The sequence below is a fragment of the Bradyrhizobium sp. RT6a genome (assembly GCF_040547675.1).
Lineage (GTDB): Bacteria > Pseudomonadota > Alphaproteobacteria > Rhizobiales > Xanthobacteraceae > Bradyrhizobium.
The window spans coordinates 613,108-631,219 of the sequence record NZ_JBEPQC010000001.1 but is presented as its reverse complement, the minus strand read 5'-3'; the positions used below and the strand labels follow the sequence as shown (position 1 = coordinate 631,219).

Sequence of the window (18,112 nt, the reverse complement as noted above, 5' to 3'; positions counted from 1 at the left end):
TCGTTTCCTCACAAATCCGATACTAGTCATGGCCACTTGGTAACGCTACCATTTTGTTCACGGCAGCCGCGCCGGAAACGGCTGGCCGGTTGTCGGAACGCCGGGCCGACGAGCTTTGCCGCTCGATCACCTTGAAGCCGAGATCGAGCACCGGATGCTCCGGGCGCCGTCCGTCAATGGCGTCGATCAGCATGCTGGCGGCCGTGTTCCCCATCTCGTAGCGGTTGGTGCGTACGCTCGTGAGAGTCGGGACGGCGGAGGCCATGAATTCGAGATCGTTGAAGCCGACGATCGCGATCTGTTCGGGGATCGCGATCTCGCGGCGCCTGCATTCGAACAGCACTCCCAGCGCGAGGTCGTCATTCGCGCAGAACACCGCGTCCATGCCGGGCTCCCGCGTCAGGAGATCGGTGAACAGGGCGCCTCCGAGCGTCACCGACGTCGGTGTCGCAGTCGTGACGACGAGGCGTTGCTCGAACAGTCCGGCGTCCTTCATGGCCGAGACGTATCCGTCGAGCCGCCGCTGCACCCGCGGATCCATCCGCGCGCCGACGAAGCCGATCTTGCGGTGACCTTGAGCGAACAGATGCGCAACCGCCGCACGGGCTGCGTCATAGTGCGAAAAGCCGATCATCATGTCGATCGGATTGGGGCCGAGCTCCATGATCTGCACGATCGGGCAGTCGGCAGCATCGAGCATCGCGCGCGATTCCGTGGTCTGGTCGATGCCGGTGACGATCAGCCCGGCCGGCTTCTGCGCGAGAAAGAGCCGCAGCAGCTTCTCCTCCTGGAGAATACTGTAGCGTGTGTTGGATAACTGGATCGAGTAACGGCTGTTTTCGGAGGCGTCGTAGATGCCGCGCAGCACGTCGGAGAATACATTATTGGTCAGTGACGGAATCAAGACACCGATCACCTCGGTGCGCTGCGAGGCCAACGCGCGCGCCGCCAGGTTCGGCACATAGCCGAGCTCCCTGGCCGCGCTCTCGACCCGGGTCCGTTTGGCGAGCGACAGCGCCTCGGGATTGCGGAAGAAGCGGGACGCCGTGATCGGGCTGACGCCGGCAAGCTCGGCGACTTCCGCCAGCCGGATTTTGCCTGACTTGGTGCGGTTTCGACCCATTTGCTGCTCATAACACACTCACTGTCGCAAACAAAGGAACGTTGACAGCGCTACCAGCACAGACTAACCAAAGACAAATTGCCAAAACCGCACAAACTGCCGACAATGTCGCCCGCTAAGGTTGGGCTTCGTTCGGTGAAGTCTGAAAAAACAAGACGGTCGCGGCGCGAGATGCGTCGTGGACTTTCGAGGAGGGAGCTAGATGTCGTCTGTGCAAATCCGCGACGTGCGGAAATCGTTCGGCAATTTTGAAGTCCTGCACGGCGTTTCGATTCCGATCGAGGACGGCCAGTTCGTCGTCCTGGTTGGCCCCTCCGGCTGCGGCAAGTCGACGCTTCTGCGCATGCTCGCCGGTCTCGAGAACATCACCTCCGGCACGATCTCGATCGGCGACCGCGTCGTCAACAATGTCCAGCCCAAGGAGCGGGACATTGCGATGGTGTTCCAGAACTACGCGCTCTATCCGCACATGACGGTCGGCGAGAACATGGGCTTCTCGATGAAGCTGCGTGGCGAGAGCACCGAAGAGATCAACAAGCGCGTCAAGCGCGCCGCCGAGATCCTGGCGCTGTCGCCGCTGCTCGAACGCTATCCGCGCCAGCTCTCCGGCGGCCAGCGCCAGCGCGTCGCCATGGGCCGCGCCATCGTGCGCGATCCGCAGGTGTTCCTGTTCGACGAGCCCTTGTCGAACCTCGACGCCAAGCTGCGCGTCGCGATGCGCACCGAGATCAAGGAGCTGCACCAGCGGCTGAAGACCACGACCGTCTACGTCACCCACGATCAGATCGAGGCCATGACCATGGCCGACAAGATCGTCGTCATGCATGACGGCATCGTCGAGCAGATGGGGACGCCGCTCGAGCTCTACGACAAGCCCGACAACCAGTTCGTCGCCGGCTTCATCGGCTCTCCGTCCATGAACTTCCTGAAGGGTCATGTGCGCGTCAACGGCGTTGCAACCTTCGAGGGCCCGAACGGCGTCAAGCTGCCGCTCCAGAACGCGCCGGCGGCGTCCGACGGCCGTCCTGTCGTTTATGGTGTACGTCCCGAGCATTTCACCATCGCTGACGACGGCGCCGATGCCGAGATCGTCGTGGTCGAGCCGACCGGCTCGGAAACGCAAGTGTTTGCGAAGCTCGGTGGTGAGCAGGTCGTCGCGGTCTTCCGCGAACGTCACCAGTTCAACCCGGGTGACAAGGTCAAGCTGAAGCCCGATCCTTCCGTGATTCATCTGTTCGACGAGGCGACGGGCAAGCGAGTGTAGCGAGGCCGAAGAACGGCCAAAGACGACCAATACAAGACGACCCAATACAAATATAAAATTTAGGGAGAGAACGATGAGCGATTTCGACAGGCGAAGTGTGCTTAAAGGCGGTCTGGGCGGCGCGGCGCTGCTGGCCGGCCCCGGCATCGTCCCGGTGCGCGCGGCGGAGTGGACCAACACGCCCGAGCCGAACGCCTCCATCCGCGTGCTGCGCTGGAAGCAGTTCATTCAGGCCGAGTTTGACAAATTCGCCGAGCAGACCAAGGCGTTCTCCGAGAAGACCGGCGTCAAGGTCAAGCTCGAGGCCGAGAGCTGGGAGGACATCCGCCCGAAGGCCGCGGTCGCCGCCAATGTCGGTGCCGGTCCCGACCTGATCATCGGCACGCTCGATGATCCCCATAAATTCCCGGAAAAGCTGATCGACATGACTGACGTCGCCGACTATCTCGGCGCGCAGTATGGCGGCTGGTACCCGGTTGCCGAACGCTACGGCAAGAAGGGCAACAGCTGGATCGCCATTCCGCAGGGCGCGACCGGCGGCTGCCTGAACTACCGCGTCAGCCACGTGAAGGCCGCCGGCTTCGATGAATTTCCGAAGGACACCGCCGGCTTCCTCAAGCTCTGCCAGGCGCTGAAGAAGAACAACACGCCGGCCGGCTTCGCGCTCGGCCACGCCACGGGCGACGCCAACGGCTGGTGCCAGTGGGCGCTGTGGGCCTTCGGCGGCAAGGTCGTCAACGACAAGAACGAGGTCGTGATCGACTCTCCGGAGACGATCGCCGCGCTCGAATACGTCAAGCAGCTCTACGAGACCTTCATCCCCGGCGTGCTGTCGTGGAATGACTCGAACAACAACAAGGCGTTCCTCAACGGCGAGCTCAGCCTGACGCTGAACGGCATCTCGATCTGGACCGTCGGCAAGAACTCGACCGATCCGAAGCAGCAGGAGATCGCCAAGGACATGAACCACGCGCCGATGCCGATCGGTCCCGTGGGCGTGTCGACCGAGCAGCAGAACGTGCTGGTCTATTACGGTTACAAGCACTCGAAGTATCCGAAGGCGGTCAAGGAGTACATCAAGTTCATGATGGACAAGGCGAACTACGACGCCTGGGAGGTCTCCTCCAACGGCTACGTGTCGCCGCCGCTGCCGGCCTACAACGACAACCCGGTGTGGACGTCGGATCCGAAGATCACGCCGTATCGCGACTGCCTGAAGCGCTGCCGCGACAACGGCTTTGCCGGCGATCTCGGCTATGCCTCTGCCGCCGTGATGGGCGACTTCGTCGTCGTCGACATGTTCGCCGAGGCGGCGTCGGGCTCCGTGACGCCGAAGGCTGCAGCCGCACGCGCAGCCGAGCGCGCCAAGCGCTACTACCAGGTCTGATCAGCTCCAATCTACGCGGCGTCCGGTTCGCCGGACGCCGCGACTCTTCGTCAAGGGGAATCCGACATGGCAGTTATGGCCGAGTCCGCAGCCGCGCAGGTCAAGCGCAGCAGCCTGTGGACCAGAGCATTCGAGAGCCGGCATTTTCTCGGCGCGATGTTCATGGTGCCGGCGATCGCCATCCTCATCCTGTTTCTGGCTTACCCGCTGGCGCTGGGCTTCTGGCTCGGCATGACCGACACCAAGATCGGCGGCGCCGGGCGCTACATCGGCTTCCAGAATTTCGTCTCGCTGGCGAAGGACTCGGTGTTCTGGCTGTCGGTATTCAACACCATCTTCTACACGGTCGCCGCCAGCGCGGTGAAATTCGCCATCGGCCTCTATTTGGCGCTGCTGCTCAACGAGCGGCTGCCGTTCAAGTCGATGGTCCGCGCCATCGTCCTGTTGCCCTTCGTGGTGCCGACGGTGCTCTCTGCGATCGCGTTCTGGTGGATCTATGACAGCCAGTTCTCGATCATCTCCTGGGTGTTGATCAAGGCCGGCCTGATCACACGCTATATCGATTTCCTTGGCGATCCCTGGAATGCGCGCTGGTCGGTCGTCGCCGCCAATATCTGGCGCGGCGTTCCTTTCGTGGCGATCACGCTGCTGGCGGGACTTCAGACCATCTCGCCCTCGCTCTATGAGGCCGCCAATCTCGACGGCGCCACCAATCTGCAGCGCTTCCGCCACATCACGCTGCCGATGCTGTCGCCGATCATCGCGGTCGTGATGACGTTCTCGGTGCTGATGACCTTCACGGACTTCCAGCTCATCTACACCATCACGCGGGGCGGGCCGATCAACTCCACCCATCTGATGGCGACGCTGTCGTTCCAGCGCGCCATCACCGGCGGCAATCTGGGCGAGGGCGCGGCGATCTCGAACGCGATGATTCCGTTCCTGGTCGCGGCGATCCTGCTCAGCTTCTTTGGGCTTCAGCGTTCCCGCTGGCAGCAGGGCGGGAGGGACTGACCATGACCACGGCAGACGACCAAAGCGTCGGAATGGACTACCTCGAGAGCTTCCCGCGGAAGTTCTTCCGGGTCTACCTTCCGCTCGGCCTGATCATCTTCTTCCTGCTGTTCCCGTTCTACTGGATGGCGGTCGCGACGTTCAAGCCGGACGCGGAGATGTACGACTACGAAAAGTACAATCCGTTCTGGATCGTGCATCCGACGCTGGAGCACATCAAGAAGCTGTTCTTCGACACCGACTATCCGCTCTGGATGTGGAACACCGTGATCGTCTCGGTGTCCTCGACCTTCATCTCGCTGTTCGCCAGCGTCTGCGCCGCCTACGCGATCGAGCGCCTGCGCTACAAGGGCTCGCGCTATGTCGGCCTTGCGATCTTCCTCGGCTATCTCGTGCCGCCCTCGATCCTGTTCATTCCGCTGGCGGCGATCGTGTTTCAGCTCGGCCTGTTCGACGGCAATCTGGCGCTGATCCTGACCTATCCGACCTTCCTGATCCCGTTCTGCACCTGGCTTCTGATGGGCTATTTCCGCACCATCCCCTATGAGCTGGAGGAGTGTGCGCTGATCGACGGGGCGACGCGGCTGCAGATTCTGATGAAGATCACGCTGCCGCTATCGCTGCCGGGCGTGATCTCGGCGGGCATCTTCGCCTTCACGTTGTCCTGGAACGAGTTCATCTACGCGCTGACCTTCATCTCCTCGTCCGAGAACAAGACGATCCCCGTCGGCGCGATCACCGAGCTCGTCAATGGCGACGTCTACCACTGGGGCGCGCTGATGGCGGCGGCTCTGACCGGCTCGGTTCCCGTAGTTATCCTTTATTCCTTCTTCGTGGAGTACTATGTGTCGGCGATGACCGGCGCCGTGAAGGAATGATCGCGGGGCCTGCCTTGAGCGCGCGCCAGGACGAATCGCCGAAACCGGCGCGTTCCGGCCAATAAGAAGGAGTAGGCTCTTGCACATTCTGGTTCTGGGCGCCGCCGGCATGGTCGGCCGCAAACTCTGTGAACGGCTGCTGCGCGACGGCCGGCTCGGCAAGAGCGACATCACCAAGCTGACCATGCATGACGTGGTCGAGCCGAAGGCGCCGGAAAAAGCCGGCTTTGCCGTCGAGACCGTGTCGAGCGATTTCGCCGTGCCGGGTGCGGCCGAAAAGCTGATCGCCGGCCGTCCGGACGTGATCTTTCATCTCGCCGCGATCGTCTCGGGCGAAGCCGAGCTCGATTTCGACAAGGGCTACCGCATCAATCTCGACGGCACGCGGATGCTGCTCGATGCCGTCAGGCTCGGAGGCGGCGGCTACAAGCCGCGCGTGGTCTTCACGTCCTCGATCGCAGTGTTCGGCGCGCCGTTCCCCGATGCGATCGGCGACGAGTTCTTCCACACGCCGCTTCTGAGCTACGGTACGCAGAAGGCGATCGGCGAATTGCTGCTGGCCGACTATTCCCGCCGCGGCTTTCTCGACGGCATCGGCATCCGCCTGCCGACCATCTGCATTCGGCCCGGCCTGCCCAACAAGGCAGCATCGGGCTTCTTCTCCAACATCCTGCGCGAGCCGCTGGCCGGCAAGGAAGTGGTCCTTCCCGTATCCGAAGACGTCCGCCACTGGCATGCCACGCCGCGCTCCGCCGTCGGCTTCCTGCTGCATGCCGCCACCATGGACCTCGCAGCGGTGGGGCCGCGCCGCAACTTGACCATGCCGGGCCTGTCGGCGACGGTTGGCGAGCAGATCGCTGCGCTGAAACGCGTCGCCGGCGACAAGGTCGCCGCCCGCATCAAGCGGGAGCCCGATCCCTTCATCGTCGGCATCGTCGGCGGCTGGCCGCGCAACTTCAATGCAAAGCGGTCGCTCGAGCTCGGCTTCACCACCGCCGAGAAGACTTTCGACGACATCATCCGCATTCACATCGAAGACGAGCTCGGCGGCAATTTCGTCGCCTGATCTCTGACTGAGCGGGTAAAGTGATGGCGAGCGTTGCTTGCATCGGCGAATGCATGGTCGAGCTCCGGCAGGCCCAGGGTGGACAATCCGCCGGACATTCCAGCGGGCAGGGCGGGGGCCTCTACTCGCGTGGATTCGGCGGCGACACTCTCAACACGGCCGTGTACCTCGCGCGGCTCGAGGTCAAGGTCGACTATCTCACCGCGCTTGGCGACGATGCCCTGAGCGATGAGATGATCGCGGCCTGGACTGCGGAGGGCGTCGGCACGAGGCGCGTCGTGCGGCTGCCGGGCAAGCTGCCCGGCCTCTACATGATCCAGCTGGATGCGAAGGGCGAGCGCCAGTTCTTCCACTGGCGCGACAGTGCGGCGGCGCGCCAGCTGATGAACCTGCCGGAGACCGACGATCTCCTCAACTCGCTGATGAGCTACGACATCGTCTATCTCTCCGCGATCACGCTCTCGATCTACGACGCGGCCGGGCGCGAGCGCCTGTTCGCGGCGATCAAGCGCGCGCGCCTGCTCGGCACCCGCTTCGTGTTCGACACCAATTTCCGCGCGCGGGGATGGCCGGATCGCGACGTCGCGCGCGAGGTGTTTTCAGCCGCCTTCGCGGCTGCCGACATCGTGCTGACCTCGACCGAGGATCTGCTCGCCCTTTATCCCGGCGAGAGCCACGAGCAGTTGATGGCGCGCATCCCGAGCCCTGAGCTGGTGTTCCGGCTCGCCGATCCGGTCAGCCTGCTGCGTTTTCCCGGGGGACCCTACGAGGTTCGCGCCGAGCCCATGACCAAACCCGTGGTCGACACCACCGCGGCCGGCGACAGTTTTGCCGCGGCCTATATCGCGGCGCGGCTCGCCGGTTCCGACCCGGTCGAGGCCGCCCAGGCCGGGCACCGCCTCGCCAGCCTCGTGATCTGCTATGCCGGCGCCATCATTCCGGGTTATGCCATGCCGCCGAAGAAACGGCACCGGCCGGCGACGACGCGTCAGGCGACCAAGTGAAACGAAAGCCAAGATGACCACGACTGCCCAGCAGAACCACCTCGTCGCGCTGTTCAAGGCCGCGACCGTCATTCCCGTCCTCACCATCGAGCGTATCCAGGATGCTGTGCCGCTGGCGCGTGCGCTGGTTGCCGGCGGCGTCCGCACGCTGGAGGTGACCATGCGGACCCCCGTTGCGATCGAGGCGGCGAGGGCGATGATGGCTGAGGTGCCCGAGGCGGTGGTCGGCATCGGCACGATTCTCAATCCGGCGGACTTTACGCGTGTCGAGAAGCTCGGCGTTGCGTTCGGCATCAGCCCGGGCTTGACCCCGGACCTCTTGAAGGCCGCCACCCATAGCTCCTTGCCGTTTGCGCCGGGCATCGCCACGGCGTCCGAGCTGATGATGGCGCTGTCCTACGGCTTCGACGTCGCAAAATTTTTCCCGGCCGAGCAGGCCGGCGGCATCAAGGGGCTGCGCTCGCTGGGCGGGCCGTTCCCGAACGTGCGGTTCTGCCCGACCGGCGGGGTCGGCGAGGCCAATGCGGCGACCTGGCTCGCGGAGCCCAATGTGGTCGCGGTCGGCGGTTCCTGGCTGTGCCCGACGGCGGAGATCAGGGCCGGGAACTGGGCCGGCATAACTGCCATCTGCCAGCGCACCCTCCAGGCCCTTAAACCCGCGTGAAGTCTTGCCATCGCTGGGCTAAGACTTAGGTCAGCAAGAGACCGCCAGGGAGAATGACCATGACCGCCAGCATCGTCGGATGGGCGCATACGCCGTTCGGCAAGTTCGACACCGAGACTGTGGAAAGCCTTGTGGTGAAGGTCGCCAATGAGGCGCTGGCGGATGCCGGCATTTCGGCCGGCGATGTCGACGAGATCGTACTCGGCCATTTCAACGCCGGCTTCTCGCCGCAGGATTTTACCGCCTCGCTGGTGCTCCAGGCCGACCCGCAGCTGCGCTTCAAGCCAGCGACCCGGGTCGAGAACGCCTGCGCCACCGGCTCCGCCGCCGTCCATCAGGGCGTGCGCGCGATCGCGGCCGGCGCGGCCAGGATTGTCCTCGTTGTCGGCGTCGAACAGATGACGCGCACGCCGGGGCCGGAGATCGGCAAGAACCTGTTGAAGGCATCCTATCTGCCTGAGGACGGCGACACCGTCGGCGGCTTCGCCGGCGTGTTCGGCAAGATCGCCAGCTCCTATTTCCAGAAATACGGCGACCAGTCCGATGCACTGGCGCTGATCGCGGCCAAGAACCACAAGAACGGGGTTGCCAATCCCTTCGCCCAGATGCGCAAGGACTTTGGCTTCGAGTTCTGCCGCGCCGAGAGCGAGAAGAACCCCTACGTTGCCGGCCCCCTGAAGCGTACCGACTGCTCGCTGGTCTCGGACGGTGCCGCTGCCTTGGTGCTGGCCGACGCTGAAACCGCCAAGGGCATGAGCAAGTCGATCGGCTTCCGCGCCACCGCGCACGCCCAGGATTTTCTGCCGATGTCCAAGCGGGACATCCTCCAGTTCGAGGGCTGCACGGTCGCCTGGCAGCGCGCGCTGGAGAAGGCAGGTGTTGCGCTCACCGATCTCTCTTTCGTCGAGACCCATGACTGCTTCACCGTCGCCGAGCTGATCGAGTACGAGGCGATGGGCCTGACGCCGAGGGGGCAGGGTGCCCGCGCCATCAAGGAAGGCTGGACGCTCAAGGACGGCAAGCTGCCGGTCAATCCGTCCGGCGGCCTGAAGGCCAAGGGCCATCCGATCGGCGCCACCGGCGTCTCCATGCACGTGATGACCGCGATGCAGCTCGCCGGCCAAGCGCCCGAGGGCATGCAGCTCAAGAACGCAAAACTCGGTGGCATCTTCAACATGGGCGGTGCGGCGGTCGCCAACTACGTCTCCGTACTGGAGCCGCTGAAGTAAGCTCCGACCTTGTAGGGTGGGCAAAGGCGCGCAAGCGCCGTGCCCACCTTCTTATCTTGCGCTAGATCATGGTGGGCTCCCCCGGGGCTCTTAAAGCTCATGATCGATTTGCAGGGGATGCATCATGAGCAATGACTACGAAGATTCGCTGTCGATGGACGCACTCAACGATCGCATCGCGATTCTCGAGGACAATATCCGCCAGCTCATCGAGCAGGCCGCGGCCGCCTCCGGTGAGCAGAACGAGTCGCGGATCGCGGACCGCATCAACCAGCAGAATGAGGAGCTCGACCGTCTCCTCAAGGTGCGCGAATCCCGTCAGAAGAAATAGCAGACTTTCGCCGCCGGCGCATGCGGCCATACGCCGGCCGCCCTTGCGCACGCCCCGCCGCTGCCGTTAGCTGGACCGAAATCGCAGGGCTCATCTGAGCCCGCGCAATCGGGAGCGAACGATGGGGCCGCTGAAGGGCATCAAGGTCGTCGACATGACCACCGTGCTGATGGGTCCCTATGCGACCCAGATGCTCGGCGACTACGGCGCAGACGTCATCAAGGTGGAGTCTCTGGACGGCGACGTCACCCGCCTGATTGGTCCGATGCGGCACGCCGGCATGGGCCCGGTGTTCCTCAATACCAACCGCAGCAAGCGCTCGATCTGCCTCGACCTGAAGAAGCCCGCCGGCCGCGAGGCCGTGCTGCGCTTGCTGAAGGACGCCGACGTGCTCGTCTACAACGTTCGCCCGCAGGCGATGGCGCGGCTTCAACTGGACTATGACGTTGTTTGCAAGATCAATCCGCGGCTGGTCTATGCCGGCGTGTTCGGCTTCGGCCAGGACGGGCCGTATGCCGCAAAGCCCGCCTATGACGATCTGATTCAGGGCGCCACCGCGCTGCCGGCCTTGATGGCGCAGACCGGTGACGGCGTGCCGCGCTATGTGCCGAACGCGCTGGTCGATCGCATCGTCGGCCTGACCGCCGTCGGCGCGATCTGCGCCAGCCTCGTCCACCGCGACCGCACCGGGCAAGGCCAGCGCGTCGACATCCCGATGTTCGAGACCATGGCTGGTTTCGTCATGGGCGACCACATGGGCGGATTGACCTACGAGCCGCCGCTCGACAAGGGCGGCTATGCCCGCCACCTCTCACGCGACCGCAGGCCCTACAAGACCTCGGACGGCTATCTCAGCGTCATCGTCTACAACGACAAGCAGTGGGAGAATTTCTTCAAGGCGACGGGACGCGACGACCTGCGCGCCGACGCGATGTTCGCGACATTCGCCGGCCGCGCCGCCAATATCGACGTCGTCTATGCCGAGCTCGCGCGCATCTTCGAGACGCGTTCCACGGCGGAATGGATCGACCTGCTGACCAGGGCGGACGTGCCTGTGATGCCGATGCACGACCTCGCGTCGATGCTGCACGACGAGCATCTGGAGGCGACCAACTTTTTTCCGGTGGTGAACCATCCAACCGAAGGGCCGATCCGGAGTATGAGAGTGACGGCGACCTGGTCCGAGACCGAGGCCGAACCGGTGCGGCTTGCGCCGCAGCTCAACGAACACGGCGCGGAAATCCTGCGTGAGATCGGCTATTCCGCCGAAGAGATCGACGCCATGGTCCGCGATGGCGTTACCCGTTCGCCGCCCCGGAATGACGATGCACAGGTGCGTCCGTGAGCTTCATCACCGGCGTCGGCCTCACGCCTTTCGGCAAGCACGAAGGTTCGTCCTCGCTCGACCTGATGAGCAGGGCCGCGCAAACCGCGCTCGACGATGCCGGGCTCAACCGCGCCGACGTCGACGGCATCCTCTGCGGCTACTCCACCGTGTCGCCGCACATCATGCTGGCGACCGTCTTTGCCGAGCATTTTGGCATCCGCCCCAGTTACGCCCACGCCGTCCAAGTCGGCGGCGCGACCGGGCTCGCGATGACCATGCTCGCCCATCATCTCGTCGAAGCGGGCGTCGCCCGCAATGTGCTCGTCGTCGCCGGCGAGAACCGCCTCACCGGGCAGAGCCGCGATGCCTCGATCCAGGCGTTGGCGCAGGTCGGCCATCCCGACTACGAGGTGCCGCTCGGCCCGACCATTCCCGCCTATTACGGCCTGGTCGCTAACAGATACATGCACGAATACGGCGTGACCGAAGAAGACCTCGCCGAATTCGCGGTGCTGATGCGCGCCCACGCCTGCAATCATCCCGGTGCGCAATTCCAAGATCCCATCGAGGTCGCCGACGTCATGGCCTCGAAGCCGGTCGCGATGCCGCTCAAGCTGCTCGATTGCTGCCCGGTGTCCGACGGCGGCGCCGCCTTCGTCGTCAGCCGCGAGCGGACCGGAGAGGCCGGCGTGCGCATTCGCGGCTGTGCCCAGGCTCATACCCATCAGCACGTCACTGCAGCGCCCGCCCTGAGTGAGCTCGGCGCCGAGATCTCCGTCGCCCGCGCCAAGGAGGCCACCGGCCTCGCGATTTCCGACGTGCGCTACGCCGCGATCTACGACAGCTTTACGATCACGCTCGCGATGCTGCTGGAAGACCTCGGCCTTGCTGGCCGGGGCGAGGCAGCCGCGCGCGTGCGCGCCGGCCATTTCAGCCGTGACGGCGCGATGCCGCTGAACACCCATGGCGGCCTGCTCAGCTACGGTCATTGCGGCGTCGGTGGCGCCATGGCGCATCTTGTCGAAACGCATCTGCAGATGACGGGGCGGGCGGCGAATCGTCAGGTGCGCGACGCCTCGATCGCGCTGCTGCACGGCGACGGCGGCGTGCTGTCGTCTCACGTGACCATGTTCCTGGAGCGGGTGCGATGAGCGAGCGTCTGGGCGACTGGACCAATGGCGAACACGCCGTCACCTATCAGACCTGCAGCGCATGCGGCCATGTGCAGTATTTTCGACGCGCCTTCTGCATGGCCTGCGGCGCGTCCGATCCGCGCGAGCAACGCGCCAGCGGCAAAGGCAGGGTCTACGCGGCCTCGCTGGTCTGCCGCGCCGCGACGCCTGAGACGCGGTCCCACGTGCCCTACAACATCCTGCTGGTCGATTGCGCCGAGGGTTTTCGCATGATGGCGCATGGTGAGAATAATCTCGCCATCGGCGATGAGGTCAGTGCGAGCTTCAAACTGTTCGCTGGGAAGATTGTGCCGTTTTTCACGAAGAGATCATAGTGGGATTCGTCATTCGGGGGCGGTCCTGAGAGACCGAGCCTGGAACGGGAATTCTGGGCCTGGCCTGTGCGAGGGCCACCCCGGAATGACGAAAGCTCTCACCCGACTCTTAACTAGCGCCCGTAGAACAAGATGCTGGCGATGACGAGCATCGCCATCACCGCCAGCATATGCGCGAACGCTTCCGAGGCCGCCCCCTTGGTGGCTTCCTTCATGCCATTTTCTCCCTAGACTTGGGCGTGACTCATCGATGCGCGGTTAGCGCCCGACGGCCAATTGTTTTTACTCGGAACACCCCTTGCGAGTATCCGCCGCGATCAAGTCCCCACGCGGCGAATATCGACTGTGCCAAGGTCGTTCAGCAATGCGGCGGCATTTTGACTCGATGTTGTTGCTCCTGCGGACGCGCAAGAATACAGTTTCGTGGAACTATCGCCGCTAACGACAAAAAACATCAAAGGCTTAGGGAAAACTTCAGGAAAATCATGGCCCGCATCAACTACAGCGACCCGTCCAAGGCATCCGACCGCACCCGCGAAATCCTCGACAAGAACCGTAATGCCAATATCTTCCGGATGATGTCGCATTCGCCGAGCTATTTCGAGCAGTACTGCCGGCTCGGCGGCGCCATCCGCCACAAGGGCGAGCTCGATCCGATCGTGCGCGAGCTCGCGATCACCCGCACCGGCATCCTGTGCGAGGCGCCGTATGAGATCGTCGCGCACAAGCGCATCGGCAAGAATGTCGGCGTCACCGATGAGCAGAATGAGGCGCTCGAGAACTGGCAGGCCGCGAGCTGTTTCGACGAGACGCAACGCGCCGCACTCGCCTTCACCGACGAGATCGTCAAGCTGAACAAGCCGACCGATGCGACCTTCAAGGCGATCTCATCGAAACTGACGCCGGCCGCGCTCGTCGAGCTGCAGCTCTCTGTCGGCTTCTACATCATGACGTCGAAATTTCTGGAGACCTTTGAGATCGACCTTCAGCCGGTCACCGAAGTGGTAGGCTGATCGAGGCATTGCTGTGAGGGATGCTCATGACGATCGATGAATATGCCGCCTGGGCTGCAACGATTGCGAAAGTCGATGAGCGTCCGTCCAACGAACGGCTGGCCTATCTGGGCCTCGGACTCGCCGGGGAATCCGGCGAGGTGGCCGAGCACATCAAGAAGCTGCTCCGCGATGACTGGCTCGACCAGGCTGGCCTCGTCGATGAACTGGGCGATGTCATCTACTACTGGGCCTGCCTGTGCGTGGCCACCGGCCAGCAGCCATCCGATCTGCTCAAGACCAGCGCCGCCAAGATCAAGCGGCGGATCAGCGAGGCGGCGAGCCGCTAGGCCGCTCAGGTCGAGCTCAAGATATCCACCCTGGCGTTGGCGACGATCAGGCGGTCGGCGAGAAGCTGCGCAAGATTGCGCATGATGCGTTCGCTGGCGTGCGGGTGCTGCCTGCGGAAGCGCTCGAACGCTTTCAGGGGCGCCTCGAACGCGGTCGCAGCCATATCCGCGAACACGTCGGCGGATCGAGTGGTCTCGATCAGCGCCATTTCGCCGAAGGCCATGCCGGCGGTGAGCGTCGCCAGCCGCACTCCGTCGGGCAGGGTGACATGCACCGCGCCGCTGCGCAGGAAGAATAGGGCATCGGCGGGATCGCCGGTGGTGAGGATCTTTGTCCCGGCTTGATAGGTCCGGATCGTGCAGATCGCGGCGAGGTCGGTCAGCTCTTCCTCGCTCATGCCGGCCAGCAGCGGCTGTTCGGCAAGCTCGGTGGTCTCATGGAAGTCGATCGAACCGCCATAGCGGTAGACGATCTGGTCTTCGGCCCATTCGATTGCGGTGTCGAGCAGGTAGAAATCGCGGACGTTCTTGAGCTCCGCGGTCCATTCCCGCAGGCTGTCCCATTCCTTGGAGGCGCGCCTGACGCCTGACAGGACGACGGTCACATTCAGCGCCGCCAGCTCCTCGAATGCTTCGGCCACCAGCCGCGCCCCGGCGCGCGTGGTGGAGGTGACGCGGTGGAGATCGAAGATCACGAATTGCGGCCGCGGCCGGCCCGCAAGCCGGCGCGAGACATAGTCGACCGCCGACAGGGACAGCGTGCCGACCAGCTCGATGATCCTCACCTCCTGCTCGTGGGCCGCGAGAATATCGCGCTCCTGCGGGCGGCGCACGCGCCGCGACGGGCTCTTGCCGATGTCATAATCGGCGATGACGGCGTTGCGAGCATCGTCGCTGCGGTTGAGCATATGCAAGTCGTAATGCGAGGACAGCGCCTCGCAGACCTTGATGCCGCGCACGCTGTTGCCGTGCTTGTCGAGCCTTGGCGAATAGCTGCCGAGCCCAAGGCGGGCGGGGAGGGCAGCGAGAATTCCGCCGCCGACACCGCTCTTGGCGGGGATGCCGATCCGGTAGATCCATTCGCCGGCATAGTCGTACATGCCCGACGATGTCATCACCGACAGCGTGCGCGAGATCGCGTAAGCGCTCAGCACCTGCTCGCCCGTGACCGGGTTGAGACCGCGGTTGGCGAGCGTTGCCGCCATCACCGCGATGTCGCGCGCGGTGACCAGCACCGCGCATTGCCGGAAATAGACGTCGAGCACGGCAGCGACATTGTCCGAGATCACCGCATTGGTCTTGAGGAGATAGCCGATGGCACGGTTGCGGTCGCCGGTCTGGCTTTCGGAAGCGTAGACGGCCTCGTCGACGGCGAGATCGCGGCCGGCAAAACGACTGAGCGCGAGGCGAATTTGCTCGAAGGCATCCGGACCCTTGCTGTCGTGGATCAGCCCGGTGCAGGCGATCGCGCCGGCATTGACCATCGGGTTGAACGGATGGTTCTCCGAGTTGAGACGGATCGAGTTGAAGGGATCGCCTGAAGGTTCGACGCCGATCGCGCTCTCGACCCTGTTTGCGCCGAGCAGGTCCAGCGCCAGTGCGAACACGAATGGCTTGGACATCGACTGGATGGTGAAGGGCACTCTGGAGTCGCCGACCTCGTAGACATGACCGTCCAGGGTCGCGAGGCTGATGCCGAAACAGGCAGGATCGGCCTTGCCGAGTTCGGGAATGTAGTCGGCGACCGCGCCCGAGCTCTCCGCCGAGAATTCGTTGAGGCAATTGTCCAGAAACCGCAGCAAAGGCGGCTTCGAACGGGTCCAGGCGGTAGCGAGAGGCGAAAGCGGTTTCATCGCCTCTCTTTGTGCAACGCAATCAGGGCACGCGCAACCCGTCCGGCACCATGGTCTGCCGCCGGACCAGCAGCAGGGCAAGCAAAACCGTGGGGACGAGGATGGCGAGGCCGAGCAGCGTCACCTGCATCTGCGAGAGCGGCATGATGCCGCCGCCGGGGGTGGCCACCACGAACCCGCCGATCACCAGCAGCACGCGGATCGGCCATTCCAGCGCGCCGGCGCCGCGGAGATCGCCGACGAAGGGCTGGTAGCCCTGGATGCCGCCGCAGATGAAGAGCGTGCCGAACGCCGCAAGCGCCATCAGCCCGAGACCGGCGAGATAGGGGCTCGGTCCCTGCAGCACCAGCGCCGGATTGAGCACGAAGAAGAACGGGATGAAATAGATGATGCTGCCGACCCACATCGATTCCCAGCCCGTCTTCATCGCCGGCGAGCCGGCAATGCCTGCGGCCGCGAACGAGGCGATCGCGACCGGCGGGGTGATCGAGGACAGCATGCCCCAGTAGAAGATGAACATGTGCACAGCCATCCTGTTCAGCCCGAGCTTCTCCAGCGCGGGTGCGACCAGGATGGCGAGGAAGATGTAGCAGGCCGTCGTGGTCAGCCCGAGCCCAAGGATCAGGCTGGTGAGGGCGCACATGCCGAGCAGGAGGAACGGATTGTCGCCGGCGATGCGCAGCAGGTCGTTGGCGAGGCTCGAGACCACGCCGGTCATCGAGAAGGCGCCGATCAGCAGGCCGCAGCCGGCGAGAATGCCGACGAGCTCGACGAAGGTGCGGCCGTTGACCTCGAGGAATTTGCCGATGGTCGCGACAGTCCAGCGCGTGTCCTTCGAGAACAGCTGGTTGAGGACTAGAAGCAGGGCGGTGGCGTAGAATGGCGCATGGCTCTCGCGCTTGAAGTAGAGCAGCATCACGATCAGCAGCGCGATCACGAAGACGTAGTACCAGCCGTCCTTGATTGTATCCATGACCCGCGGCAGCTCCGCGCGCGGAATGCCCTTCAGCCCGTGTCGTGCGGCGTAGGAATCGACCTGCATGAACAGGCCGATGTAATAGAGCACCGCCGGAATGATCGCCGCGATCGCGACATCGGCGTAGCTGACATTGAGGAATTGCGCGATCACGAAGGCGGTCGCGCCCATCACCGGCGGCGCCAGCACCGCGCCGGTCGAGGCACAGGCCTCGATCGCGCCGGCATAGGACGCGCGAAAGCCGCTCTTCTTCATCACCGGAATGGTCATGGTGCCGGCGGTGAGCACGTTGGAGATGATCGAGCCCGACATCATGCCGAGCAGCCCGCTGGCGAAGATGCAGACCTTCGCCGCGCCGCCGCGGAAGGTGCCGCACAGTGCGAAGGCGAGATTGATGAAGAACTTTCCGGCACCGGTCATCATCAACGCGGTGCCGAATACCAGGAAGCCGATTACGGTGTCGGCAAACGCCTGGATGGGAATGCCGAGCAGGCTCTCGCCCGACAGCACGTGATAGGCGGTCGCCTGCTCCAGCGTCGACTGCGTGCCGCGGAACGGACCTAACCAGCTGGATTCCGCGAACAGCGGATAGACGGTGAAGGGAAGCACGCTCAGAAGCAGGCTCCAGCCGCCGGTCCGGCGCAGCGCCTCCATCAGCATCACCCACATCACGAGACCCGCGGCGGTCACGCTGTTCGGCGCGCCGCCGAATTCCCAGCCGGCCTCCGCGGCCTTGCGGACGTTCGACATCAACACGAGCGCCGCGGCAAAAGTCACGACAAAGCAGAGAAGGTCATACCAGGGAATGCGGTCAAGCGGCGCGCGCGGGGTCCCCGGGAAGATCAGGAACGTGAACGGCAGCATCAGGGCGATCAGGAGATAGAAGTACTCCGTGTTGAGCTGGGTGTAGCCGACGAAGAAGCGCAGCGAGAATTGCTGGTTGATGCAGAGCAGGATGGTCGCTGCGGTCGCGACGACGAGCGTCCAGCGCCAGGCCCCGCGCAAGCTTCGCACGCGCGTGACCTCCGCCTCCTGCATGTTGCCGGCCGCGCCATGCGGATCGTCGAACACGATCCGCTTGGCCTCGTCCTGCGGGGCGGTGGAGACTGAAGCAGACGACATGATCGACCCCGCGCGTGGGCAATTA

At 64.1% G+C, this 18,112-nt stretch carries 17 protein-coding genes; 14 read left to right on the top strand and 3 right to left on the bottom strand.

From position 1 onward, the window contains the following. Nucleotides 1–22: 22 nt before the first annotated feature. A complete protein-coding gene (gene gntR / locus ABIC03_RS03195; RefSeq protein WP_354055457.1) occupies nucleotides 23–1,123 on the bottom strand; it encodes an HTH-type transcriptional regulator GntR in 1,101 nt (366 codons plus the stop codon). Between the two features lie 202 nt (nucleotides 1,124–1,325). On the opposite strand from gntR, the gene ABIC03_RS03190 reads away from it, so the two are divergent. From ABIC03_RS03190 to ABIC03_RS03125, 14 genes are all read left to right on the top strand, one after another. Next, nucleotides 1,326–2,387, top strand: a complete 1,062-nt coding sequence (locus tag ABIC03_RS03190; RefSeq protein WP_275167336.1) for an ABC transporter ATP-binding protein — start codon at nucleotides 1,326–1,328, stop codon at nucleotides 2,385–2,387. A gap of 73 nt (nucleotides 2,388–2,460) precedes the next feature. Then, nucleotides 2,461–3,774 carry an ABC transporter substrate-binding protein gene (locus ABIC03_RS03185; protein WP_354055454.1) on the top strand — a complete coding sequence of 438 codons (1,314 nt, stop codon included), beginning with the start codon at nucleotides 2,461–2,463 and terminating at the stop codon, nucleotides 3,772–3,774. A gap of 66 nt (nucleotides 3,775–3,840) precedes the next feature. Beyond that, nucleotides 3,841–4,788 (top strand): carbohydrate ABC transporter permease, encoded by a 948-nt coding sequence (locus ABIC03_RS03180; RefSeq protein ID WP_354055452.1) that lies wholly within the window; start codon nucleotides 3,841–3,843, stop codon nucleotides 4,786–4,788. A 2-nt stretch (nucleotides 4,789–4,790) separates the two neighbouring features. After that, on the top strand, nucleotides 4,791–5,666 hold the full coding sequence (locus ABIC03_RS03175) for a carbohydrate ABC transporter permease (protein WP_007592322.1): 876 nt from the start codon (nucleotides 4,791–4,793) through the stop codon (nucleotides 5,664–5,666). Nucleotides 5,667–5,745: 79 nt separating this feature from the next. Then, nucleotides 5,746–6,732 (top strand): D-erythronate dehydrogenase, encoded by a 987-nt coding sequence (gene denD, locus ABIC03_RS03170; protein WP_354055449.1) that lies wholly within the window; start codon nucleotides 5,746–5,748, stop codon nucleotides 6,730–6,732. A 23-nt stretch (nucleotides 6,733–6,755) separates the two neighbouring features. Then, nucleotides 6,756–7,736: a sugar kinase gene (locus ABIC03_RS03165; RefSeq protein ID WP_354055447.1), complete on the top strand. Its 981-nt coding sequence runs from the start codon at nucleotides 6,756–6,758 to the stop codon at nucleotides 7,734–7,736. A 13-nt stretch (nucleotides 7,737–7,749) separates the two neighbouring features. Further along, a complete protein-coding gene (gene eda / locus ABIC03_RS03160) occupies nucleotides 7,750–8,400 on the top strand; it encodes a bifunctional 4-hydroxy-2-oxoglutarate aldolase/2-dehydro-3-deoxy-phosphogluconate aldolase (protein WP_275167332.1) in 651 nt (216 codons plus the stop codon). A 59-nt stretch (nucleotides 8,401–8,459) separates the two neighbouring features. Further along, nucleotides 8,460–9,629, top strand: a complete 1,170-nt coding sequence (locus ABIC03_RS03155) for an acetyl-CoA acetyltransferase (RefSeq protein ID WP_354055445.1) — start codon at nucleotides 8,460–8,462, stop codon at nucleotides 9,627–9,629. A 124-nt stretch (nucleotides 9,630–9,753) separates the two neighbouring features. Continuing rightward, nucleotides 9,754–9,960 carry a hypothetical protein gene (locus ABIC03_RS03150; protein ID WP_007592312.1) on the top strand — a complete coding sequence of 69 codons (207 nt, stop codon included), beginning with the start codon at nucleotides 9,754–9,756 and terminating at the stop codon, nucleotides 9,958–9,960. 121 nt (nucleotides 9,961–10,081) lie between these two features. After that, nucleotides 10,082–11,305, top strand: coding sequence for a CaiB/BaiF CoA transferase family protein (locus ABIC03_RS03145; RefSeq protein ID WP_354055442.1), 1,224 nt, complete (start codon nucleotides 10,082–10,084; stop codon nucleotides 11,303–11,305). Next, nucleotides 11,302–12,438 carry a thiolase family protein gene (locus ABIC03_RS03140; RefSeq protein ID WP_354055440.1) on the top strand — a complete coding sequence of 379 codons (1,137 nt, stop codon included), beginning with the start codon at nucleotides 11,302–11,304 and terminating at the stop codon, nucleotides 12,436–12,438. Before ABIC03_RS03145 ends, ABIC03_RS03140 begins: the two co-directional genes overlap by 4 nt. Beyond that, nucleotides 12,435–12,794, top strand: coding sequence for a Zn-ribbon domain-containing OB-fold protein (locus ABIC03_RS03135; protein ID WP_354055438.1), 360 nt, complete (start codon nucleotides 12,435–12,437; stop codon nucleotides 12,792–12,794). Before ABIC03_RS03140 ends, ABIC03_RS03135 begins: the two co-directional genes overlap by 4 nt. A 485-nt stretch (nucleotides 12,795–13,279) precedes the next feature. Then, a complete protein-coding gene (locus ABIC03_RS03130) occupies nucleotides 13,280–13,807 on the top strand; it encodes a carboxymuconolactone decarboxylase family protein (protein WP_027517393.1) in 528 nt (175 codons plus the stop codon). 26 nt (nucleotides 13,808–13,833) lie between these two features. Further along, nucleotides 13,834–14,136, top strand: a complete 303-nt coding sequence (locus ABIC03_RS03125) for a nucleoside triphosphate pyrophosphohydrolase family protein (RefSeq protein ID WP_354055435.1) — start codon at nucleotides 13,834–13,836, stop codon at nucleotides 14,134–14,136. A 5-nt stretch (nucleotides 14,137–14,141) separates the two neighbouring features. Here ABIC03_RS03125 and glsA read toward each other — a convergent pair whose 3' ends face one another. Beyond that, on the bottom strand, nucleotides 14,142–15,989 hold the full coding sequence (glsA, locus tag ABIC03_RS03120; protein WP_354055433.1) for a glutaminase A: 1,848 nt from the start codon (nucleotides 15,987–15,989) through the stop codon (nucleotides 14,142–14,144). Nucleotides 15,990–16,011: 22 nt separating this feature from the next. Next, the gene (locus ABIC03_RS03115; protein ID WP_354055431.1) at nucleotides 16,012–18,087 is read right to left on the bottom strand and encodes a TRAP transporter permease; all 2,076 of its coding nucleotides are present in this window, start codon (nucleotides 18,085–18,087) and stop codon (nucleotides 16,012–16,014) included. Nucleotides 18,088–18,112 lie beyond the last annotated feature (25 nt).

Coding starts and splice junctions, on each gene's coding strand:
- ABIC03_RS03155 (WP_354055445.1), top strand. CDS start 8,460: ATGACCGCCAGCATCGTCGGATGGGCGCATACGCCGTTCGGCAAGTTC.
- ABIC03_RS03125 (WP_354055435.1), top strand. CDS start 13,834: ATGACGATCGATGAATATGCCGCCTGGGCTGCAACGATTGCGAAAGTC.
- ABIC03_RS03130 (WP_027517393.1), top strand. CDS start 13,280: ATGGCCCGCATCAACTACAGCGACCCGTCCAAGGCATCCGACCGCACC.
- glsA (WP_354055433.1), bottom strand. CDS start 15,989: ATGAAACCGCTTTCGCCTCTCGCTACCGCCTGGACCCGTTCGAAGCCG.
- ABIC03_RS03185 (WP_354055454.1), top strand. CDS start 2,461: ATGAGCGATTTCGACAGGCGAAGTGTGCTTAAAGGCGGTCTGGGCGGC.
- eda (WP_275167332.1), top strand. CDS start 7,750: ATGACCACGACTGCCCAGCAGAACCACCTCGTCGCGCTGTTCAAGGCC.
- ABIC03_RS03145 (WP_354055442.1), top strand. CDS start 10,082: ATGGGGCCGCTGAAGGGCATCAAGGTCGTCGACATGACCACCGTGCTG.
- ABIC03_RS03175 (WP_007592322.1), top strand. CDS start 4,791: ATGACCACGGCAGACGACCAAAGCGTCGGAATGGACTACCTCGAGAGC.
- ABIC03_RS03180 (WP_354055452.1), top strand. CDS start 3,841: ATGGCAGTTATGGCCGAGTCCGCAGCCGCGCAGGTCAAGCGCAGCAGC.
- ABIC03_RS03115 (WP_354055431.1), bottom strand. CDS start 18,087: ATGTCGTCTGCTTCAGTCTCCACCGCCCCGCAGGACGAGGCCAAGCGG.
- gntR (WP_354055457.1), bottom strand. CDS start 1,123: ATGGGTCGAAACCGCACCAAGTCAGGCAAAATCCGGCTGGCGGAAGTC.
- ABIC03_RS03165 (WP_354055447.1), top strand. CDS start 6,756: ATGGCGAGCGTTGCTTGCATCGGCGAATGCATGGTCGAGCTCCGGCAG.
- ABIC03_RS03150 (WP_007592312.1), top strand. CDS start 9,754: ATGAGCAATGACTACGAAGATTCGCTGTCGATGGACGCACTCAACGAT.
- ABIC03_RS03190 (WP_275167336.1), top strand. CDS start 1,326: ATGTCGTCTGTGCAAATCCGCGACGTGCGGAAATCGTTCGGCAATTTT.
- ABIC03_RS03135 (WP_354055438.1), top strand. CDS start 12,435: ATGAGCGAGCGTCTGGGCGACTGGACCAATGGCGAACACGCCGTCACC.